This window comes from Neobacillus sp. PS3-12, from assembly GCF_030915385.1.
Lineage (GTDB): Bacteria > Bacillota > Bacilli > Bacillales > Cytobacillaceae > JAEVLT01.
This window is the reverse complement of sequence record NZ_CP133268.1, coordinates 3,026,524-3,043,834: the sequence shown is the minus strand read 5'-3', so window position 1 is coordinate 3,043,834 and position 17,311 is coordinate 3,026,524. Positions and strand designations below refer to the sequence as shown.

Sequence of the window (17,311 nt, the reverse complement as noted above, 5' to 3'; positions counted from 1 at the left end):
CTGGGTTCCCAGCTTGGCACTATAGGTTATACCCTTTTGATAAGGGGACAATCGTATAACCCTAGTTTTTAAACTAGAGACTAAATCGGCAATTTGTCCTTTTTGTGGTCATATTTCACACCTTCCTCACAGTTCTTACACGCGGGTGGTCCATGATCTACCAATCTATGACCTGGAAGCCACTCTAATCATTCATTTGCATAATTGGTTCTGTGATAATGGAGAGTTTCTAAGAAGGTTTTGACTGAACGTATGTTTTATGAATGTTTAAAAGGCCCAAAATATACAAGAGCGCATAAAAGCATGCATATTTTAGGCTTTTCAATTATATTCCTTATTATATTAAAGCGCCCAATTGCCGGAGATCCTATACTACAAACTGTCAAAGACATATGAAAAAAAGAGTTAAGACACCTAAAAGATGATTCCTATATTGAATTGGGGTCATCTTTTTTAAATTCTATTGACAACGATAATTGTTATAGTAAACCATATAATGATTTATTTTCACCTTTAGTTCTTTTAATGTTTTTACGATTGATAGTCTACATCATAGCCTTGATTTTCTATGCTGTTTACAACAACAGACCCGCCATGCTAATTGATTATTTTAAACGTAAAATTGTTCCATCTCTTCCAAAGGATTGAAATTACATACCCAAGTGAGGTTACTCACTTGGGTTTTTATGAAAAAAATTAATCTTTGAAGTGTTAAGAAGAATATCTCACCACTACATGTAAAACGGCCTCTTCATCACCGATATTCTTATAAAGATGTTTGCTCGCAGCTTCAAACTTAATGGAATCAAACTGTTTGAGTTGGTATACCTTCTCCTCTACTTTAAAGCTGATATTTCCCCTCATTATCGTCACAAATTCCATTGCTCCTTTATGATGCCGCTCCGGAGAGTACATGGCTTGCGGTTCAAGAAATGCTCGATATATTTCCATTGTTGGTCCATCTGTATTCCGAAAAACTGTCTCTACTCTCCATGTTTGGTCTGGCCCATAAATCATAAAGCCCTCTCCACATCTCGAAAGATCGACATGATCGTCCATTACTAAAATTCTTGTTAAAGGGATCGATAACCCTTCTGTAATTTTCCATACAACTCCTAATGTGGGATTCGTTTCTCCTCTTTCAATTTTTCCTAACGTGAGCTTGCTAACACCTGTTTTTTCTGCAAGCTCCTCGAGGCTCAATTTTTGTTCGCTTCTAATTTTCCGAAGCAGCCCGCCCATTTGTTGAATTAATTTTCTTGTTTGTTCATCTTCTAATCCCTTCATTCGGCCCTCCATATTTTTAGTATATTTTTATATACATTTTATCTATTTTAATATAGTATACTATACTATAGCTTATTTTAGGAGTGAGTACTTTGTGGAAGAAGAATATTGTTGAATTTCCCCGATTATTATCGATTGGAAATATTTCAAATGGTTTTGTGGCCTGGCTATTCGGCGCAACTGGACCATTACTGATTGTTTTACAAGCAGCTTCGAAAGGCCACCTATCTGATTCAGCGATTACATCCTGGATCTTTACTATTTATGGAATTGGGGGATTGCTATCGATTGGTCTCTCCTTTTATTATCGCCAGCCGATTGGATATGCTTTTTCGATTCCTGGTGCAATTCTTGTTGGAGCATCCTTATCTCATTACACATTTAGCCAGGTAGTTGGTGCCTATCTCGTGACAGGCATCCTCATTTTTCTTTTAGGAATATCTGGAATGATCGATAAATTAATGAAGGTCCTTCCTATGCCAGTCATGATGGGAATGGTTTCCGGCGTACTTCTTCCTTTTGGTAAAGATATGTTTCGTTCTGTTCTTGACAATCCCTTGTTAAATGGAATTCCTTTTCTAGTATTTCTTGTTCTTTCTTTTTTCGGAAAGCTGTCAAAAAAATTCCCTCCCATTGTTGGGGCTATTCTCACATCTATTGTTTTAATAAAAGTATTACCAGGAATTCAAGTTCATGGTGTATCATTTTCTTTGGCTATACCGCACGTGGTCTTTCCTTCATTTAAGCTATCTGTGATGGGAGAACTGGTTATTCCGTTAGTGCTTACGGTCATCGCAATACAAAATGCTCAAGGAATTGCTGTTCTGGAGAGTGCGAATTATCTCCCGCCTATTAATTCTATGACGAGTTGGAGCGGGATTGGATCGATTCTAAATGGATTTATGGGCGGCCATTCTGCTTGTATTGCCGGTCCAATGACTGCCTTATTAGCAAGTAAAGAATCTGGATTGAAAGAAAATCGTTATGCCGCTGCAATCGTATTAGGAATTTTATCATGTTTATTAGCTGTTTTTGCACCAATGGCGGCAGCCGTTCCCCATTTGATTCCCTCCTCATTAATTAAAATGCTGGGCGGGCTGGCCATGATTAATGTCCTGATTGACTCTTTGAAGGCGAGCTTTTCAGGGCGTTTTAAAACAGGTGCTTTATTTTCATTTTTGATTACAATTTCTGGAATTTCTCTCTTTCATATCGGGGCACCTTTTTGGGGATTGGTTGGAGGAACCTTAGCTTCCTTCTTCTTAGATCGAACAGATTTAAAACCTTCTGCTTCACAGGATCAAACAATCCAATCGGTTTAATAGTCACAAAAAATGGCTTGGAGTTTCCTCCAAGCCATTTACCATTATTCCCCTTTTTTAATATCTGCCAAAATTTCATGAGAATGAAGGCGTGCTTGGTGATCATACACCTGGGCAATCGCCATAATTTCATCAGCCCCTCTTCTCTCTATAAAGTTCTGAAGCTTTTCTTTCACTGTTTTAGGGCTGCCCACAAAAGAGAAACCTAATGAATTTTGAAGACCCTCTATTTCATAGTTGCTTGCCATTTCATGAATGTTATCAACTGGTGGTTGAGCGGCACATCCTTACCACGCATTAAATTCAAAAACTGTTGCTGGGGAGTAGTTGCAATAAGCTGTTCTTCTTTATCCGTTTCTGCTGCAATCACGTTTAGCCCGACCATTGCATACGGCTTGTCCAGTACTTTAGAAGGTTTAAATGAACGTCGATATAAGTTTAGAGAAGGCAATGTGCTATGTGGTGAGAAATGGCCGGCAAAAGCCAATGGCAAACCAAGTTCTCCGGTCAACTAGACACTAAATCCGCTTGAACCTAACAACCAAATTTTGATAATTTTGGTTAACCTCGTTAACATAATAGCCTATGCTCCCGATTGAAGCATAGGCTATTTTTACGAGTTTCTTCTATAATATTAGAGTATCTTGCCCTTATAAAATCCCAGCTGATCCACAATCCGGATTACTTGTTTCAATCTTAGATTTACCTTACTTGTAACTCAAAAGCCCAATCATAATCCATTGTTTTCAATGCCAAATCTATCAAAAAGGAACGATTGAACTCATTTACTACAGGTAAGACTGTATGTTCTGCATCCTCCGGGCGTTCACCTAAATATAATAATTCGGAAATTTAGGAATAATACAATCTCATACTCTTCATCCCCTGCACTCTGCATAACTCCGAGTTTAACATTACTATCAGGGTAAATTCGTTTGAAATCAATTCCTTCCTAGGTGTAAGGTAAATCTTCCTCATAGGGTTCGATTATGGAACAATACAGAAATAAATGATCAAATTCTTTTATATCGCTTGCCCTCTGGAAACTAATACAATTCGGCAATTGCCCCGCCTATGTATAAACGCTTTCAGCCGACTTTATCATCGTGAAGTAATAAGTATTATCACTTTGCTATCTTTTTACATAATTCGTTAATACGCCTATACCTGATATCTCTATCTCAATTCGATCACCGTCTTCCAATGTGAACTCATTTGGAGGAACAATACATGTTCCAGTTAATAAAACGGTTCCCTCAAAAATAAGATTATCCCGTAAAAGATAAGAGATTAACTCTTCATATCTTCTTTTTAACTGTCTGGTATTTGCTGAACCTTCTACCACAATTTGATCATTTCTGTATATCTTACAAATTACCCCAAATGAATATGGATCATCAACCGTTTCCGACAATCGAATAGCTGGGCCAATAGAGCATGAATTTCTCCATATTTTGGCTTGTGGAAGATAAAGTGGATTATCACCTTCAATATCTCGACAACTCATATCATTCCCGATCGTAAAACCTAATATTTCTCCATCTTTATTTAGTACTAGGCCCAATTCTGGTTCTGGAATTTGCCAATTGGAATCACTGCGAATATAGATGTCGTCTTTTGGTCCAACAGTACGAGCTGCTGTTGATTTAAAGAAAATCTCTGGCCGGTCTGCGTCATAAACTTTATCGTAGAAAGTATCTGTTTTCACTTCTCCTACAGTCGATTCATAATTTCTCGCATCTCTACTTTTCTCGTAGGTTACGCCACATGCCCAAACTTCAGGGGCAGAAATTGGAACCAACAATGTCAATTCCTCAAAAGATCTATGAATTGGTTCATTCCTTTTAATAATGTCCTGAACTACAGTTAGTGGTGAACTCTCTTTCTGTTTTGCAAGCTCAACCAATTCTAAAAAGTCTTGTTGTGGCAGCGCATAAATTTTCCCATCATCTGTTAGAGCAGCGAGAGTTGATTTTTTATCGTCATTTAAAAAACGAATAACTCGCATAAATTACCTCCCCATATTATTTAAAAGTACAGCCAATTATCCACGGAAAAAAATACGGACAAGGAATACACCTTGTCCGTATTCTCTTTACTTGATAATCATTTCTGTATAACCATAATTTTCAGCTTTTTTATCCTCTTTCTCAATATTGCGGTCCTTTGTTTCACGGACACTGAAAATGGAGATAAGAGAAATTACTCCGATAAACATCATGTAGATTGCAACAGGAACCCATGAATTGTGAAAACCATTCATTAAAGCAGTTGCAATCAATGGAGCTGTACCTCCTGCCAGTGCGGCTCCAATTTGATAGCCAATTGTTACACCTGTGTAACGAACGTTCGTAGGAAATATTTCAGAAAACAATGTACCCAATACAGCGGTTACAGGTGCCCAGAGAATACCTAGACCAATAATTGTCGCGATCGTTAACCATACAGTTGATCCAAGAGAGAGAATATAGAAATATGGAAACGCATACAAAATTATAGCAATAGTTCCGATGATAAAGAGAGGCTTTCTTCCTACTCTATCAGATAGGGAACCCATGTATGGTATAACTAAGGTTGTAACAAGAGTTCCTATTGTAATTGCATTTAGTACGGGTGTAGAAGAGAAACCAAGCTTCCCTGTTGCATAGGCAATAATAAACGTTGAAAAAATGTAAAATGGAGCAGTTTCTCCAGCTTTTAATCCCACGGCAATAACTACTGATCTCCAGTTGTTACGGAAAGTATCAAATAGTGGAACCTTAGCAATATTGTTTTTCTGTTTTGCCTCCTGAAATGCCGGTGTCTCTTTAATTCCTTTACGAATCCATAAACCAATGAACACGAGCACTGCACTTAGAATAAACGGAAGACGCCAGCCCCATGCCATAAATTGATTGGCAGATAAGGCTTTCATAGCTGTAATAGCAAGTGTGCCAAGAAGCACTCCGATGGTTACACCCATTTGTGGAACACTTCCAAAGAAACCTCTCCGCCCTTTAGGAGCGTACTCTACTGCTAATAACAAGGCACCACCCCATTCTCCTCCGATACCAAGCCCTTGAATAAGCCTTAGTAAAATGAGCAAGATAGGAGCCCAAATACCAATAGTTTTATAGGTAGGTAGCAATCCGATTAACACTGTTGCGCTTCCCATTAATGATAATGTCAAGACAAGCGTTTTCTTTCTTCCTATTTTATCCCCAATATGGCTAAAGATAATGCCACCTAACGGGCGAATAAAATACGGAAGTGCAAACGATGCATAGGCAATAAGCAATCCCACTGTTGGATCGGAAGCAGGAAAAAATACTTTATTGAATACAAGTGCAGCAAGGGTACCGTAGAGAAAGAAATCGAACCATTCGATCGAGCTTCCTATTAAACTCGCTACAAGTGCTTTGCTCGAAATTTTTTTTGATTGTTCCTGTGTTTCCATGAATAAAATCCCTCCTTTTACTACTTCTTCGAATTGGAGCCCAGTAAAAGCTTCGAGGCAAAAAAATATATATGGTCTTTTTTTATATTTTTTCTATAAACCCTATATAAAACTCAAAAATTATTAAATATGGACATATATCCCTTTGTCTTCAACCGAAACATCGAATCGTTCTACTGTTACTTCATAGCTCTTCGTTCTTTTTTTCGGATCGACTATCATACACCCTGTTTTAATGTCGAATTCCCATTGATGCCAAGGGCAACGGGCGATTTCTCCTTCACGTTGGTAAGTAAAATTTCCAGGACCGGAAGAGTCGATAAATGCGGTTGTAATACCCGAACAAAGAGCTGCTCCCTGATGTGGGCATGTGTTTCGGATAGCAAAAAATTCTCCACCAATGTTATAAACACCAATACTCTTGCCATTGGCAGTAATAATTTTTTTTTCTCCTTCTGGAATCTCAGAAGTTTTTCCTACAAGAACACCGTTCATTAATGGATCTCCTCCTTGAAATCTTTTCTCGCTGGTAATTTATATAAATCAGCGGCATTTTGATAAAAGATTCGCTCCCATAACGAATCTTCAAGCTTTGGAAAAGTATTGGATGGAGAATCAAAATCCCAATGCGGATAATCACTGCAATATAGTAAAGTATCCTCAGCGTAAATAGCCTTCATCATTTGATTAAACATTTCTTGATTTGGCGTCGGTTCAAGTGGCTGTGAGGATACTTTAATGTTACTTCGGAAATATTCACTAGGCCGCTTTTTTACCCATGGCGTCTGAAACCGGAGAGCTTTCCAATCCTCATCCATCTTCCATAAATAAGGTGCAACCCAAAACGCACCCGCCTCCTGGAGTACGACCTGTAAGGTAGGGAATTTTTCAAAGACCCCTTCATAGATAAAGCTTGCTAGATGGGCTGCCATTACTTGTGGACGGGTGGCCCGATACTCAGGGTAATAAGAAACCCAACCAGCACCAGTCGTAGGCGGATTTACACCAACCCCTTCCATAAGCACGTGTATAGTAAAAGGTAAATTATGTTCAACACAAGCCTCATAAATCGGATGATAGAATCGATTTCCATAAGGCTTTTCCGCACCACTTGCAACAATGACTTGTACCATGTCATTGTGTGAACCAAAACGATGAATCTCTTTTACAGCAAGTTCCGGATCCTGTTTTGGGATCAATATGGATCCTTTCAACCTGTTGTCCTTCTCAACCCATTGCTCCAATGTATATTCATTAATCGCTGTACTGATTGCTGCGGCATAGTCCACATCAGGTGTTGCCTGACAAGAATAGTCACTGCCGGTTAAAATACCATACTCTACATTGAATGGATCCAAATATTGCTTTCTAATGAAGTCCAGGTCGCTGCCAGGAAAACCTCCACTAGGTGGAATTGAATCGGCTCTTTGTCCACCTTTAATTCCTCCGTTTAAATATAAAGAACCAGGAAGCCTCCATCCCCACAAATCGATTTGATCACGATAAACTCGAGGCAAATATTTTTTTATTTCATCAAGTGAAGTGTAATTGTGGATGTCACTGTCAATAAAAGAACGTTTTACTTTATTTTTTGTTCCAGTTTGTTTCACTTCAATTCCTTCCATTGGGATCACTCCTTCGGCTGAACTTTTTTAAAATCCTCTTTGGTCTTTTATTGTTCTAAAGATAATTCAATAAAAAACTTAAATTACATATTGGAGTTTTGGCATATGTAATTATTTTTTGTGGAAACGAATTGTATTTCTTTCATTTTGATCTAACTGCACGAATGAATTTTTAATATTCTGACTAGTTAAATGATTCCACACCTTAATTCTGGATCGTAATTTTCTTGTTCCTAGCGTCTTGTATTTCAGCTAAAGCATCTGTTGAGAACGATGAATTTAATTTTTTTGATCTATTATTTTCACCTCCTGGCCGTCGATTCAAATTTTGAAAATAATCATATTTAGTGAATGATATTCACTAATGATATTGTATTTAAATCTATTTAAAAAGTCAATATATTTTTAATATTCTTAATATTATATACAAATAAACAAAAATAATAGCAATTAATGTCAAAATTTACTCTATTTTTATATAAAAGAAGCTAATTTTATTGGGATAAGAAAAAAGAAAGCAGGTAGTAGTGTGTGATTGATTAATATATTGGTATATTACGTTTACCAAATTATTATGTGTAGAGTTTATTTTTTACCTTCCAGACGGAAAGGATGGAATTTCCAATCCTCCAGAAGGTTAAAAAGATTTTATATTTTAACTTTCAGATGCAAATGGAACATCTAATTTAATGAAACGTATTGGTTTTTTCCCGCACCAAGACCAAAAATTAAAAGGAAAACTGCAGCTACAACCAATATGATCAGTGGAAGCGTCCAATTATGGGTTATATCATGCATCCAGCCAAAAAGGGTTGGTCCTATTGAGGCAAGAAGATATCCTATCGCCTGGGCCATCCCGGACAATTCTGCTGCTTGGCGAGAATTTTGGGTTTTAAGAGTAAAGAACATCATGCTTAAGCTAAATGCAGACCCCACCCCAATGCCAATCAAAATAGCCCAAACCGGGATCAGTGAGTTTCCTCCAATCAAAAGACCCGAGTAACCAACAACCAACAAAAGAAATATAAAAATGACTAATAATCGTTGACTGGTCATACGTACCGAAATAACTGGAATGATAAAAGTAAACGGAAGCAAGGAGAACTGAAGTAATGAAAGCATCCAGCCACTGGAGCTAGAATTTAATCCCCGTTCAAAAAGGATTTCGGGCAACCAAGCGACAATTGTATAAAACATTAAAGATTGCAGGCCCATAAAAAAAGTGACTTTCCAAGCTAATTCGGAACGCCATATATTTACTGACTCCTCTCTACTATCTAATATACCGATTGATATCTGTTTCTGCCCATAACGGGTTTGAGGCAACCAAACAAATAGCGAAATGAAAGCAAGAACAGCCCAGCAGCCTATAGCCCCCTTCCATCCAAGTCCCAAATCGGAAGCAAGAGGGATACTTATTCCTGAGGCAACCGCTCCGCACAAATTCATAGATACTGAGTAAATACCAGTTAAAAATCCAATTTTTTTCGGAAATTCTTTTTTAATTAAACTTGGCAATAGAACATTACAAATTGAAATAGCAAACCCTAGTACAGTTGTACCTAAAAGTAAGGTACCAATCCCGGATACAGAACGTAAAATGATACCGATTATTAATAATGGCAATGTTGCAAGTAACACCTTATTAATCTCAAACCTCCGAACCAACTTTGGCGCAAATGGAGATACCAAAGCAAATGCGAGTAAAGGAAAGGTAGTTAATACACCCGCCAAAGTATTTGATATTCCTAAATCATCACGGATCATACCTACTAAAGGACCGACTGAAGTCAGCGGTGCCCGAAGGTTCATTCCGATAAAGATAATTCCAAATATAAGCAGGTTAAGTCTGGCAGACGGTTCTGAGGGATTATCATTTTCTTGAATTTGCGATTGATTTACCTGTTGGCGTGAACTCATTTCTCTACCTCCATAATTCCTTGAAGTTCACCTTAATTTCTTTACATTCTTTATCTACTCAACGCGTTGATGACGGCTCAGCACACTGTTGAAAATGAAAAGAACAAAAAGAAAGTCTCATTCTCTATAACGAGTACGAGACCCAATAAGGCGGATACATTTATTTTTATAAACTTTTATATAAACAGAAATCTATGCTTTTAAAAATACAGTTTTAATAGAAGTAAAAAATTCGATTGCTGCTTGTCCTTGTTCGCGTGAGTGTGAGCTGGATTGCTTCATTCCACCAAATGGTGCCTGAAGCTCGACACCTGCTGTTTCCGCATTCACTCTTACAAGGCCGGCTTCTATTTCGTTAATGAACGAAAGAATGTTTTGGATGTCTTTTGTATAGATCGATGCGCTCAAGCCGAACTCAGTATCATTGGCAAGTTCTAATGCTTCTTCGATTGTCTCGACTTTGATTAAGGCAAGAACAGGGCCAAAAATTTCTTCCTTAGCTATAGCCATATCAATTGTTACATTTTCAAAGACAGTTGGCTGTACATAGAACCCATTATCTAAACCATTTTCACTTGGTCTCTCGCCGCCATATAGAAGGGTTGCTCCTTCCTCTTTTCCTTTTTCAATATAATATAGAACCGTATTTAGTTGACTTTCACTCGCGCAAGGACCCATCCAGGTTTCCCCTTCCATTCCGCTTCCAACTTTCAGTTCCTTTACTTTTGCCAGCAGTTTTTCCTTAAACTCGTCGTATACAGCACTTTGAACAAAAACACGGCTTGTTGCAGTACATTTCTGTCCTGTTGAACGCAGACCGCCGCTAATCGTCCCATCAACCGCAAGATCGAGATCTGCATCTTTAGAAATAATCACCGGATTCTTTCCGCCCATTTCAAGCTGATATTTTGCTCCACGGTTAAGTGCTCCCTTTCCAACCTGTTTTCCTACTGTATTCGATCCTGTAAAAGTAATACCGTTTATATCCGGATGGTCGATAATTCCCTGTCCAATTACACTTCCCTTGCCTGTCACCACATTGACAACACCCGCCGGGATACCCGCTTCATCGAAGCATTCCATAATTTTAGCTGCTGTAACTGCTACTTCACTGGCAGGCTTTAGTACAACTGCGTTTCCATAAATAAGTGCAGGGGCCATCTTCCAAATAGGGATCGCTACCGGAAAATTCCATGGCGCAATGACTCCAACCACACCAAGTGGAACTCGCGTTGTAAACAACAATGCATCACTTTCCTGTGAAGGTATGACGTCACCGACTTTACGCATCCCCTCACCTGCATAATAACGAAGAATCGCTACTCCACGGGCGGTTTCCCCTTTTGATTCCATAAATGTTTTTCCCATTTCTCTAGTCATCGACTCGGCAATTTCCTCCAGACGGCTTTCCATAATAGCAGCTGCTTTATATAAAAAGTCACCTCTTGCCGCTCCCGACAGCTTCCTCCACGCTTTTTGCGCCTCTTTTGCTGCAGCAACGGCTGTATCCAAATCTTCACGAGAAGAAGATTGCACATACCCGACAATTTCATCTTTATTTGCAGGGTTGATACTGCTTAGTACTTCCTTTGTTGATGAAGTACTCCACTCTCCATTTATATAATTCAAATAAGTCTTTACACCTTTTTCAATTGTGTTTTGCATTTCATTTTCCTTCCTTTCATACGAATCAATTTCCACACATTTGTTGCTCCAGCCTATTATTCTTCGTGTTTATCAAAATTTCTTTTTGTAGATTCCTAACCCTATATTAGGGAAGGGATCTTCGGCTGTGGAATATCACCTGCTTCGGTTTCTTCTAAATTTCCATAATATGCTTTTTCAATAATTGATTGAATATCTCCAGCTTTTGTAAGTCTAGGATTGATCAACACATTTCCGCTTCTCATAGAATCCTGTACTAATTTTGGCAAATACTCCAATGAAACGCCTAACTCCTGGATGTTGAGTGGAATGTTCATGGATTTGTTCATTTCTATGACCGTGTCAATTGCTTTTTTAGCTGCCTCTATCGTTGATAAACCGCTAACATCATTCCCTAGGGCCACCGCAATATCTTTGTATTGTTCCGCACAAGCTGGCAAATTAAATTTCATAACAAAAGGCAACAAAGCTGCGTTTGCAAATCCATGCGGAATATTAAAGACCCCTCCAAGTGTATGAGAAATGGCATGCACATTTCCTAAGCGTGACTGTGCAAATGCTGCTCCAGCCATCAAAGAAGCGACAAGCGTATTTTCCCTTGCTTCGATGTCTGTTCCAACAAAGTAGCATTTCGTTAAATTCTCACCGATCATTTTAACAGCTTGAATCGCAAGAGCCTGACTGATAGGGCTGGCAGCTTTAGAAGTATAAGACTCAATCGCATGGGTCAATGCATCCATACCGGTTGAGGCTGTTATCCCCTGAGGTAAATTTAGAGTTAGTGCCGGATCTAGAATAGCTAGTTTTGGATAAACATAAGAACTAAGTACTGCTAACTTAAAGGAAGTTTCTTTATTTGTAATAACAGTGGAATTCGTTACCTCACTGCCTGTTCCTGCCGTTGTTGGAATGGCAATCAAAGGAAGTGGAGGATTGATGATCTTTCCTACACCTTCGTAATCTAAAATATCGCCGGGATTTTTTGCCATTAAGGCTATTGCCTTTGCGGTATCGATACTGCTCCCACCGCCTACCGCTAATACAGCATCACTATTATGTTCCTTCAGATAATCAATAGCTCTTCGAATTGTTTCAGCGGAAGGGTTTGGCTCTACATCATCAAAAATTTCATAATCTAAGCTTACCGCCTGAAGAGATTTCTCAATTCCTTCTAATAGATTAGCTGCCCGTACCCCTTTATCCGTTACGATGAGTACTCTTGCAGCTCCCAATTCTTTAATCAATTCCCCTGTTTTATTGGAGATACCATTACCGCTTTCCACTTGTGTTGGCATAAAATATTTAAAAGACATGGCTGATAACTTCCTTTCTACAGTAACCTCTTTGGATTTATGATTTTTTTAAATAAAAAACGATTTAATTTAACCTAGATTTGTACCATAACTCTGTTGTTTTCAACAGATACTTCATATGTTTTGACCTTGTATTTTGGATCCCCTATGCACTCGCCATTATTAATATTGAACTCCCAACCATGCCAAGGACAAAGTAGCACTTCACCTTCCATACCGTAAATATATTCATGTGGTTTTGAGGGCATAGTTGTTCCTGAAAATGTACCTTTGCACAATTCGGCCTGTTCATGGGGGCATACATTACGAATAGCGTAAAATTTCTTGCCGTCATTATATATACCAATGCTACGTCCATTCACTGTGACAATTTTGCAACAGCCAACTTCTATCTCTCCGACCTCTGCTACCTCGTATTTAGGTTTTTCTTTTTTTAGAACTTCCTTCATATCTATCCTCCTCTTTAACTATGAATGTCATTCAATTGATACAACTCAGCTGCGTTTTCATAGGCTACGCGTCTTCGCATCTCTTCTGGTAGTTTATGAAGTACAAATTTTGGGTCATCAAAATCCCAATGTGGATAATCTGATGCAAATAAGACTGTTTTTTCTGCTTTCATAAATTTAAGCATTTGGATCATCTCATCAAAGTTTTCAGGTTCTTCAATTGGTTGTGTAGTAAAACGATAATGATCAATGATATATTCACTTGGTTTACGCTTTAACCAAGGTACTTCTTTTCTCATCGCAATATAGTTCTTATCCATCCTCCACATTAAATGTGGCAACCATGCTAAACCACCTTCTACACATACCACTTTGAGCGTTGGAAACCTTTCAAAGACACCTTCGCAAACAATACTATTTAGCTGTGACATTTGGTGTATTGGTAAAATATTATGGCGCTCTAAGTTTGTTGTTGGTTGTCCTACAGCTGAGATTGGAGGAGTGTTTATTCCCTCTCCCTCCCCTCCACTGTGAAGAGCAATCGGTAAATTATTTCGAACGCATGCCTCAAAAATTGGATAGAACCATCTTTGTCCATATGGCTGACTGGATGATGGCGTAACTACCACTTGACAAGCTTTAGGATGAGAGCCCAGACGATCTATTTCTTTTGCCGCCAATAGCGGATCTTGAGTTGCAACAACAATGGATGCCCGCCATCTGTCATCACTGGAAATCCATTTGTCAAAGGTGTAATCATTAAATGCAGTTGCAATAGCAGCGGCGTAATCAGGATTAGGATGAGTAGAGAGGGTAAGTAAACTTCCTGTTAGAATCGCCTTACTTATGTTATGTTTGTCTAAAAAGTGCTTTTTTGCAAATTCAGGGTCAGAACCTGGGATTTTCCCCTCTTCTGGTGATGCATCTCGACGAGTTAATGGAATAGAACGCCAAACGAGAGAGGGAAACGTTCCATTATATTCTTTAAGTCGATCCCACCATACTCTAGGCATATATGGTTTTAACTCCTCGTAACTATTTAAATGTTGATGTACATCACAATCAATTATTCCATAACCAGTACTGGGTTTTGATGATGCTCTTTGTACAGCAGTTTCCATGTATTTCACTCCAATTTTGATTCTTTTAGATTTACCATATTTCGTCCGTCTATTAATCTGGCAACTCAGTATTTTTTGGAATTGACAACTTCTTAGCAGAAACTATCAATTCCCTTTTTTACTTTAGTGAATGAAATTCACTAAAAAAATTACGCATAAAAAATCTTTCAATTTTTCAATCTCATTACCTATAATTCATCATTTCTCTTTTCTTTTATTGCCACTAGGGCAATAAGAGAAATTGTGCCTGCAAGGACAATATAGCTAGCCACAGGTACCCATGAGTTATGAAAAGCACTAAGCAATGCAAGAGCGACCATCGGTGCTGTACCTCCGAATACAGCAGCACCTATTTGATTTCCTACTGAAATACCTGTATAACGGATATTCGTGCTAAAGATTTCTGAGAACATAGTTCCCATTACGGCCTCTATTGGTGCCCAGATAATTCCGACTGCTATAATGGTCGCTATTGTTAACCAAAGATCTGATTTTAGCGATAACAGATAAAAATAAGGGTAAGCAAACAAAATCGTTCCAATTGTTCCGCCTATGTATAAAGGCTTTCTGCCAACTTTATCAGACAGTTTCCCCATCGTTGGGATCATGATAATGGTTACGACATTAGCAATTGTGACTGCATTAAGCACAGTAGAAGTTTTATAACCAAGATAGTTCGTCGCGTACGCGATTAAAAATGTTGCAAAGATGTAATATGGTCCTGTTTCAACGAATTTAGCACATGCAGCGATTAACACAGATTTCCAGTGATGACGGAAGGTTTCAACAAGCGGAACCTTGGCGATGTTACCAGTTTCTTTTGCTTCTTTGAAGGCCGGTGTTTCTTCTATGCCACTTCGTATCCAAAGACCGAATATAATCAGCACAGCGCTTAGAATAAAAGGTATGCGCCAGCCAAATGATAGAAATTGTGATTCTGGTAAATTATTGATTAATGAAATGGCAACCGTTCCGAGCACCATTCCGACTGGTACACCCAACTGGGGAATACTACCAAAAAAGCCACGGTTTTTTGGATTTGAATATTCTACTGCTAATAGTACGGAGCCACCCCACTCCCCACCGATGCCAAGACCTTGGAGCAAGCGCATCGTGATTAGTAAAATAGGTGCCCATATTCCAATGGCATTATAATCAGGCAATAAGCCTATTAGAAAAGTTGCTCCACCCATCAGGGATAATGTCAACACCAATGTTCTCTTTCTTCCAATCTTATCGCCAATATGGCTGAAAATGACTCCGCCTAAAGGACGAATGAAAAAGGAAAGTCCAAATGATAGATATGAAAGCAGTAAGCCAACTACCGGATCATGAGTCGGAAAAAACAGTTTATTAAACACTAATGCTGCCAATGATCCATAAAGAAAGAAATCGAACCACTCAATTGAGCTCCCGATCATACTTGCTAATAATGCCCTGTTTGTAACTTTCTTTGAAACTTCATGTTGGACTACAGTTCTTACTTGAGCTTGTTGAGACATATTACACTTCCTCTCAATAAATTTTCTTTTTAATAATAATTTTGAATGTAAGGTAATCTGTTAATCTACTACTTTTAGGAGGTCAATTCATGTTGTAAACAAGAATACAAGTGTCATTGCAATTTTTTGATCATGTTAGTAATTCATAGAAGGAAAGATAAATCAAAACGAAATTACATTACAATAGCTGCTGCTATACATGATTAAGAAATAGCATTCTCATTTTAAACTCAAGAGGAATATCATGATGATGCACTTAATATAAAGCGTTTTCATTGTTTTGAAAGATTGCCAGGCGGCCTTTGCTATGGTACATTAAACGCAAAAAGCCACCCTTTTTACTGCGATCAATTATTATAGGCCACCTTTAATAATTGAGAGTCATATCCTAATTTCTCGGATACCTTGGAAGTTGTATCGAGTAAAAGTTTTACTAACTCATCTTTTTTGGACATAATTCGAATTGTAGGTGCACAAATGCTAATAGCAGCCCTGATTATTCCATTTTTTGCAAATACAGGAGCGGAAACGCAGGAAATTCCACTTTCAAAGGTTTCATATGATAGATAGTAGCCATCCTTTCGAATTTGTGTTAATTCGAGACGGAAAATTTCAGGATCGACTGTTGTGTGCATTGTACATGGCACCAGGTTCGTTGTAGAAAGATATTGATTCACTTTGCCTTCTTCACTAAAGGCCAGTAACACCTTCCCTAGTGCCGTTGAATATAGAGGAGAGGTTAATGATAAGTGAAACTGTAAGCCCAAGTTTGAATCATTCACCGAAACCCGTTCTAATAAAACGACTACATTAGCATCCATCACACCTAAGTGTACAAGTTCATTCGTGGCAGTCGATAATTCTACAAGTGAAGGACTGGCCACTTTTCGGATATCCAAACGCTTTTCAAACGCATTTCCCAATTCTAAACAAGCCAGACCTAGTTGGTATTTTCCCGTTTCGGAATCCTGCATAATAAATCGTTTTTCTTGCAGATTATCCAGGATTTTCAATAAATAACTTTTTCTTATATTTAATGTTTCGGACATCTCAGCTAGAGTAAATCCCCTTTTCGTTTTAAAAGCTAGTAAAATATCTAAAGCATGGGCAACGTTTCCATATGAAGTTGAACTACCTTTTTTAGTTTCCAATTGTTTTTTCACCTCTCTTTACTATATTGAGAATGTAACAACAAAAATCTATCTTATTTTTAGTGAATGTCATTCACTAGATTTATTATATTCGTAAAAATTAGAAAATTCAACCTATTTTTTAACAATATTTCCACATTAACAGCCTTTGCCGAGCTGATAGGAGTTAGTAAAACTATGCTAGGTCTAATCGAACGTGAAGAATCACCTTTTATTAAACAAACATTTAATATACAATTCACCATAAAAATCCAGTCCAAATATTAAACTGTCCATTTGCTCAATAAAAAAAGGTTGCAACCTAACTTTCTTTTATTCAAGTATCGTTACATACAATTTAAAGTGGTGGATTTTCCACTCTCTAAATGAATCCAATCTTCTTTTGGTGGTACATAAACCCCAAAAGGCTTGATCCCTGCTTGGCGAATAAGTTGATATGTAACCCTTAAAAAATGTGCAGCCATTAACAAAGCTGCACTTTTTTATAACCAAAATTTTGCTTTTTAGATACTGCCTTTGT

At 38.0% G+C, this 17,311-nt stretch carries 17 protein-coding genes; 2 read left to right on the top strand and 15 right to left on the bottom strand.

Features of this window, described 5'->3' with window-relative positions; all coding sequences use genetic code 11:
* The first annotated feature begins 55 nt into the window (after positions 1–55).
* Complete coding sequence (locus tag RCG17_RS28365) at positions 56–244, top strand: transposase family protein (protein ID WP_374120960.1); 189 nt, start codon at positions 56–58, stop codon at positions 242–244.
* A gap of 467 nt (positions 245–711) precedes the next feature.
* Here the strand turns inward: RCG17_RS28365 and RCG17_RS15545 are convergent, their stop codons facing one another.
* Positions 712–1,287, bottom strand: a complete 576-nt coding sequence (locus RCG17_RS15545; protein WP_308171066.1) for a helix-turn-helix domain-containing protein — start codon at positions 1,285–1,287, stop codon at positions 712–714.
* Positions 1,288–1,379: 92 nt separating this feature from the next.
* Here RCG17_RS15545 and RCG17_RS15540 point away from each other — a divergent pair, with 92 nt between their 5' ends.
* Entirely contained in the window at positions 1,380–2,609 is a 1,230-nt protein-coding gene (locus RCG17_RS15540; protein ID WP_308171065.1) for a benzoate/H(+) symporter BenE family transporter, read from the top strand.
* Positions 2,610–2,653: 44 nt separating this feature from the next.
* Here the strand turns inward: RCG17_RS15540 and RCG17_RS15535 are convergent, their stop codons facing one another.
* The 14 genes from RCG17_RS15535 to RCG17_RS15470 form a co-directional block, all read right to left on the bottom strand.
* The gene (locus RCG17_RS15535) at positions 2,654–2,803 is read right to left on the bottom strand and encodes a hypothetical protein (RefSeq protein WP_308171064.1); all 150 of its coding nucleotides are present in this window, start codon (positions 2,801–2,803) and stop codon (positions 2,654–2,656) included.
* Positions 2,804–2,835: 32 nt separating this feature from the next.
* Positions 2,836–3,102 (bottom strand): LLM class oxidoreductase, encoded by a 267-nt coding sequence (locus RCG17_RS15530; protein ID WP_308171063.1) that lies wholly within the window; start codon positions 3,100–3,102, stop codon positions 2,836–2,838.
* A gap of 639 nt (positions 3,103–3,741) precedes the next feature.
* A complete protein-coding gene (locus RCG17_RS15525) occupies positions 3,742–4,617 on the bottom strand; it encodes a fumarylacetoacetate hydrolase family protein (protein WP_308171062.1) in 876 nt (291 codons plus the stop codon).
* Between the two features lie 87 nt (positions 4,618–4,704).
* Positions 4,705–6,045 (bottom strand): MFS transporter, encoded by a 1,341-nt coding sequence (locus RCG17_RS15520; RefSeq protein ID WP_308171061.1) that lies wholly within the window; start codon positions 6,043–6,045, stop codon positions 4,705–4,707.
* A gap of 123 nt (positions 6,046–6,168) precedes the next feature.
* Positions 6,169–6,540, bottom strand: coding sequence for a Rieske (2Fe-2S) protein (locus RCG17_RS15515; protein ID WP_308171060.1), 372 nt, complete (start codon positions 6,538–6,540; stop codon positions 6,169–6,171).
* Complete coding sequence (locus RCG17_RS15510) at positions 6,540–7,670, bottom strand: amidohydrolase family protein (protein WP_308171059.1); 1,131 nt, start codon at positions 7,668–7,670, stop codon at positions 6,540–6,542. Before RCG17_RS15510 ends, RCG17_RS15515 begins: the two co-directional genes overlap by 1 nt.
* A 681-nt stretch (positions 7,671–8,351) precedes the next feature.
* A complete protein-coding gene (locus RCG17_RS15505; RefSeq protein WP_308171058.1) occupies positions 8,352–9,590 on the bottom strand; it encodes a CynX/NimT family MFS transporter in 1,239 nt (412 codons plus the stop codon).
* 192 nt (positions 9,591–9,782) lie between these two features.
* Complete coding sequence (gucD, locus tag RCG17_RS15500) at positions 9,783–11,255, bottom strand: alpha-ketoglutaric semialdehyde dehydrogenase GucD (RefSeq protein ID WP_308171057.1); 1,473 nt, start codon at positions 11,253–11,255, stop codon at positions 9,783–9,785.
* Positions 11,256–11,356: 101 nt separating this feature from the next.
* The gene (locus RCG17_RS15495; protein ID WP_308171056.1) at positions 11,357–12,568 is read right to left on the bottom strand and encodes an iron-containing alcohol dehydrogenase; all 1,212 of its coding nucleotides are present in this window, start codon (positions 12,566–12,568) and stop codon (positions 11,357–11,359) included.
* 74 nt (positions 12,569–12,642) lie between these two features.
* On the bottom strand, positions 12,643–13,017 hold the full coding sequence (locus RCG17_RS15490) for a Rieske (2Fe-2S) protein (protein ID WP_308171055.1): 375 nt from the start codon (positions 13,015–13,017) through the stop codon (positions 12,643–12,645).
* A gap of 14 nt (positions 13,018–13,031) precedes the next feature.
* Positions 13,032–14,138, bottom strand: coding sequence for an amidohydrolase family protein (locus tag RCG17_RS15485; protein WP_308171054.1), 1,107 nt, complete (start codon positions 14,136–14,138; stop codon positions 13,032–13,034).
* Positions 14,139–14,326: 188 nt separating this feature from the next.
* Positions 14,327–15,640 carry an MFS transporter gene (locus tag RCG17_RS15480; RefSeq protein ID WP_308171053.1) on the bottom strand — a complete coding sequence of 438 codons (1,314 nt, stop codon included), beginning with the start codon at positions 15,638–15,640 and terminating at the stop codon, positions 14,327–14,329.
* Between the two features lie 347 nt (positions 15,641–15,987).
* The gene (locus tag RCG17_RS15475) at positions 15,988–16,791 is read right to left on the bottom strand and encodes an IclR family transcriptional regulator (RefSeq protein ID WP_308171052.1); all 804 of its coding nucleotides are present in this window, start codon (positions 16,789–16,791) and stop codon (positions 15,988–15,990) included.
* Positions 16,792–17,117: 326 nt separating this feature from the next.
* Complete coding sequence (locus tag RCG17_RS15470; RefSeq protein WP_308175985.1) at positions 17,118–17,255, bottom strand: hypothetical protein; 138 nt, start codon at positions 17,253–17,255, stop codon at positions 17,118–17,120.
* Positions 17,256–17,311 lie beyond the last annotated feature (56 nt).

What these genes read in the sequence shown, in the direction of transcription:
- RCG17_RS15505 (WP_308171058.1), bottom strand. Translation starts at nt 9,590, where the DNA reads ATGAGTTCACGCCAACAGGTAAATCAATCGCAAATTCAAGAAAATGAT.
- RCG17_RS15470 (WP_308175985.1), bottom strand. Translation starts at nt 17,255, where the DNA reads ATGGCTGCACATTTTTTAAGGGTTACATATCAACTTATTCGCCAAGCA.
- RCG17_RS15490 (WP_308171055.1), bottom strand. Translation starts at nt 13,017, where the DNA reads ATGAAGGAAGTTCTAAAAAAAGAAAAACCTAAATACGAGGTAGCAGAG.
- gucD (WP_308171057.1), bottom strand. Translation starts at nt 11,255, where the DNA reads ATGCAAAACACAATTGAAAAAGGTGTAAAGACTTATTTGAATTATATA.
- RCG17_RS15510 (WP_308171059.1), bottom strand. Translation starts at nt 7,670, where the DNA reads ATGGAAGGAATTGAAGTGAAACAAACTGGAACAAAAAATAAAGTAAAA.
- RCG17_RS15520 (WP_308171061.1), bottom strand. Translation starts at nt 6,045, where the DNA reads ATGGAAACACAGGAACAATCAAAAAAAATTTCGAGCAAAGCACTTGTA.
- RCG17_RS15545 (WP_308171066.1), bottom strand. Translation starts at nt 1,287, where the DNA reads ATGAAGGGATTAGAAGATGAACAAACAAGAAAATTAATTCAACAAATG.
- RCG17_RS15525 (WP_308171062.1), bottom strand. Translation starts at nt 4,617, where the DNA reads ATGCGAGTTATTCGTTTTTTAAATGACGATAAAAAATCAACTCTCGCT.
- RCG17_RS15480 (WP_308171053.1), bottom strand. Translation starts at nt 15,640, where the DNA reads ATGTCTCAACAAGCTCAAGTAAGAACTGTAGTCCAACATGAAGTTTCA.
- RCG17_RS15485 (WP_308171054.1), bottom strand. Translation starts at nt 14,138, where the DNA reads ATGGAAACTGCTGTACAAAGAGCATCATCAAAACCCAGTACTGGTTAT.
- RCG17_RS15495 (WP_308171056.1), bottom strand. Translation starts at nt 12,568, where the DNA reads ATGTCTTTTAAATATTTTATGCCAACACAAGTGGAAAGCGGTAATGGT.
- RCG17_RS15515 (WP_308171060.1), bottom strand. Translation starts at nt 6,540, where the DNA reads ATGAACGGTGTTCTTGTAGGAAAAACTTCTGAGATTCCAGAAGGAGAA.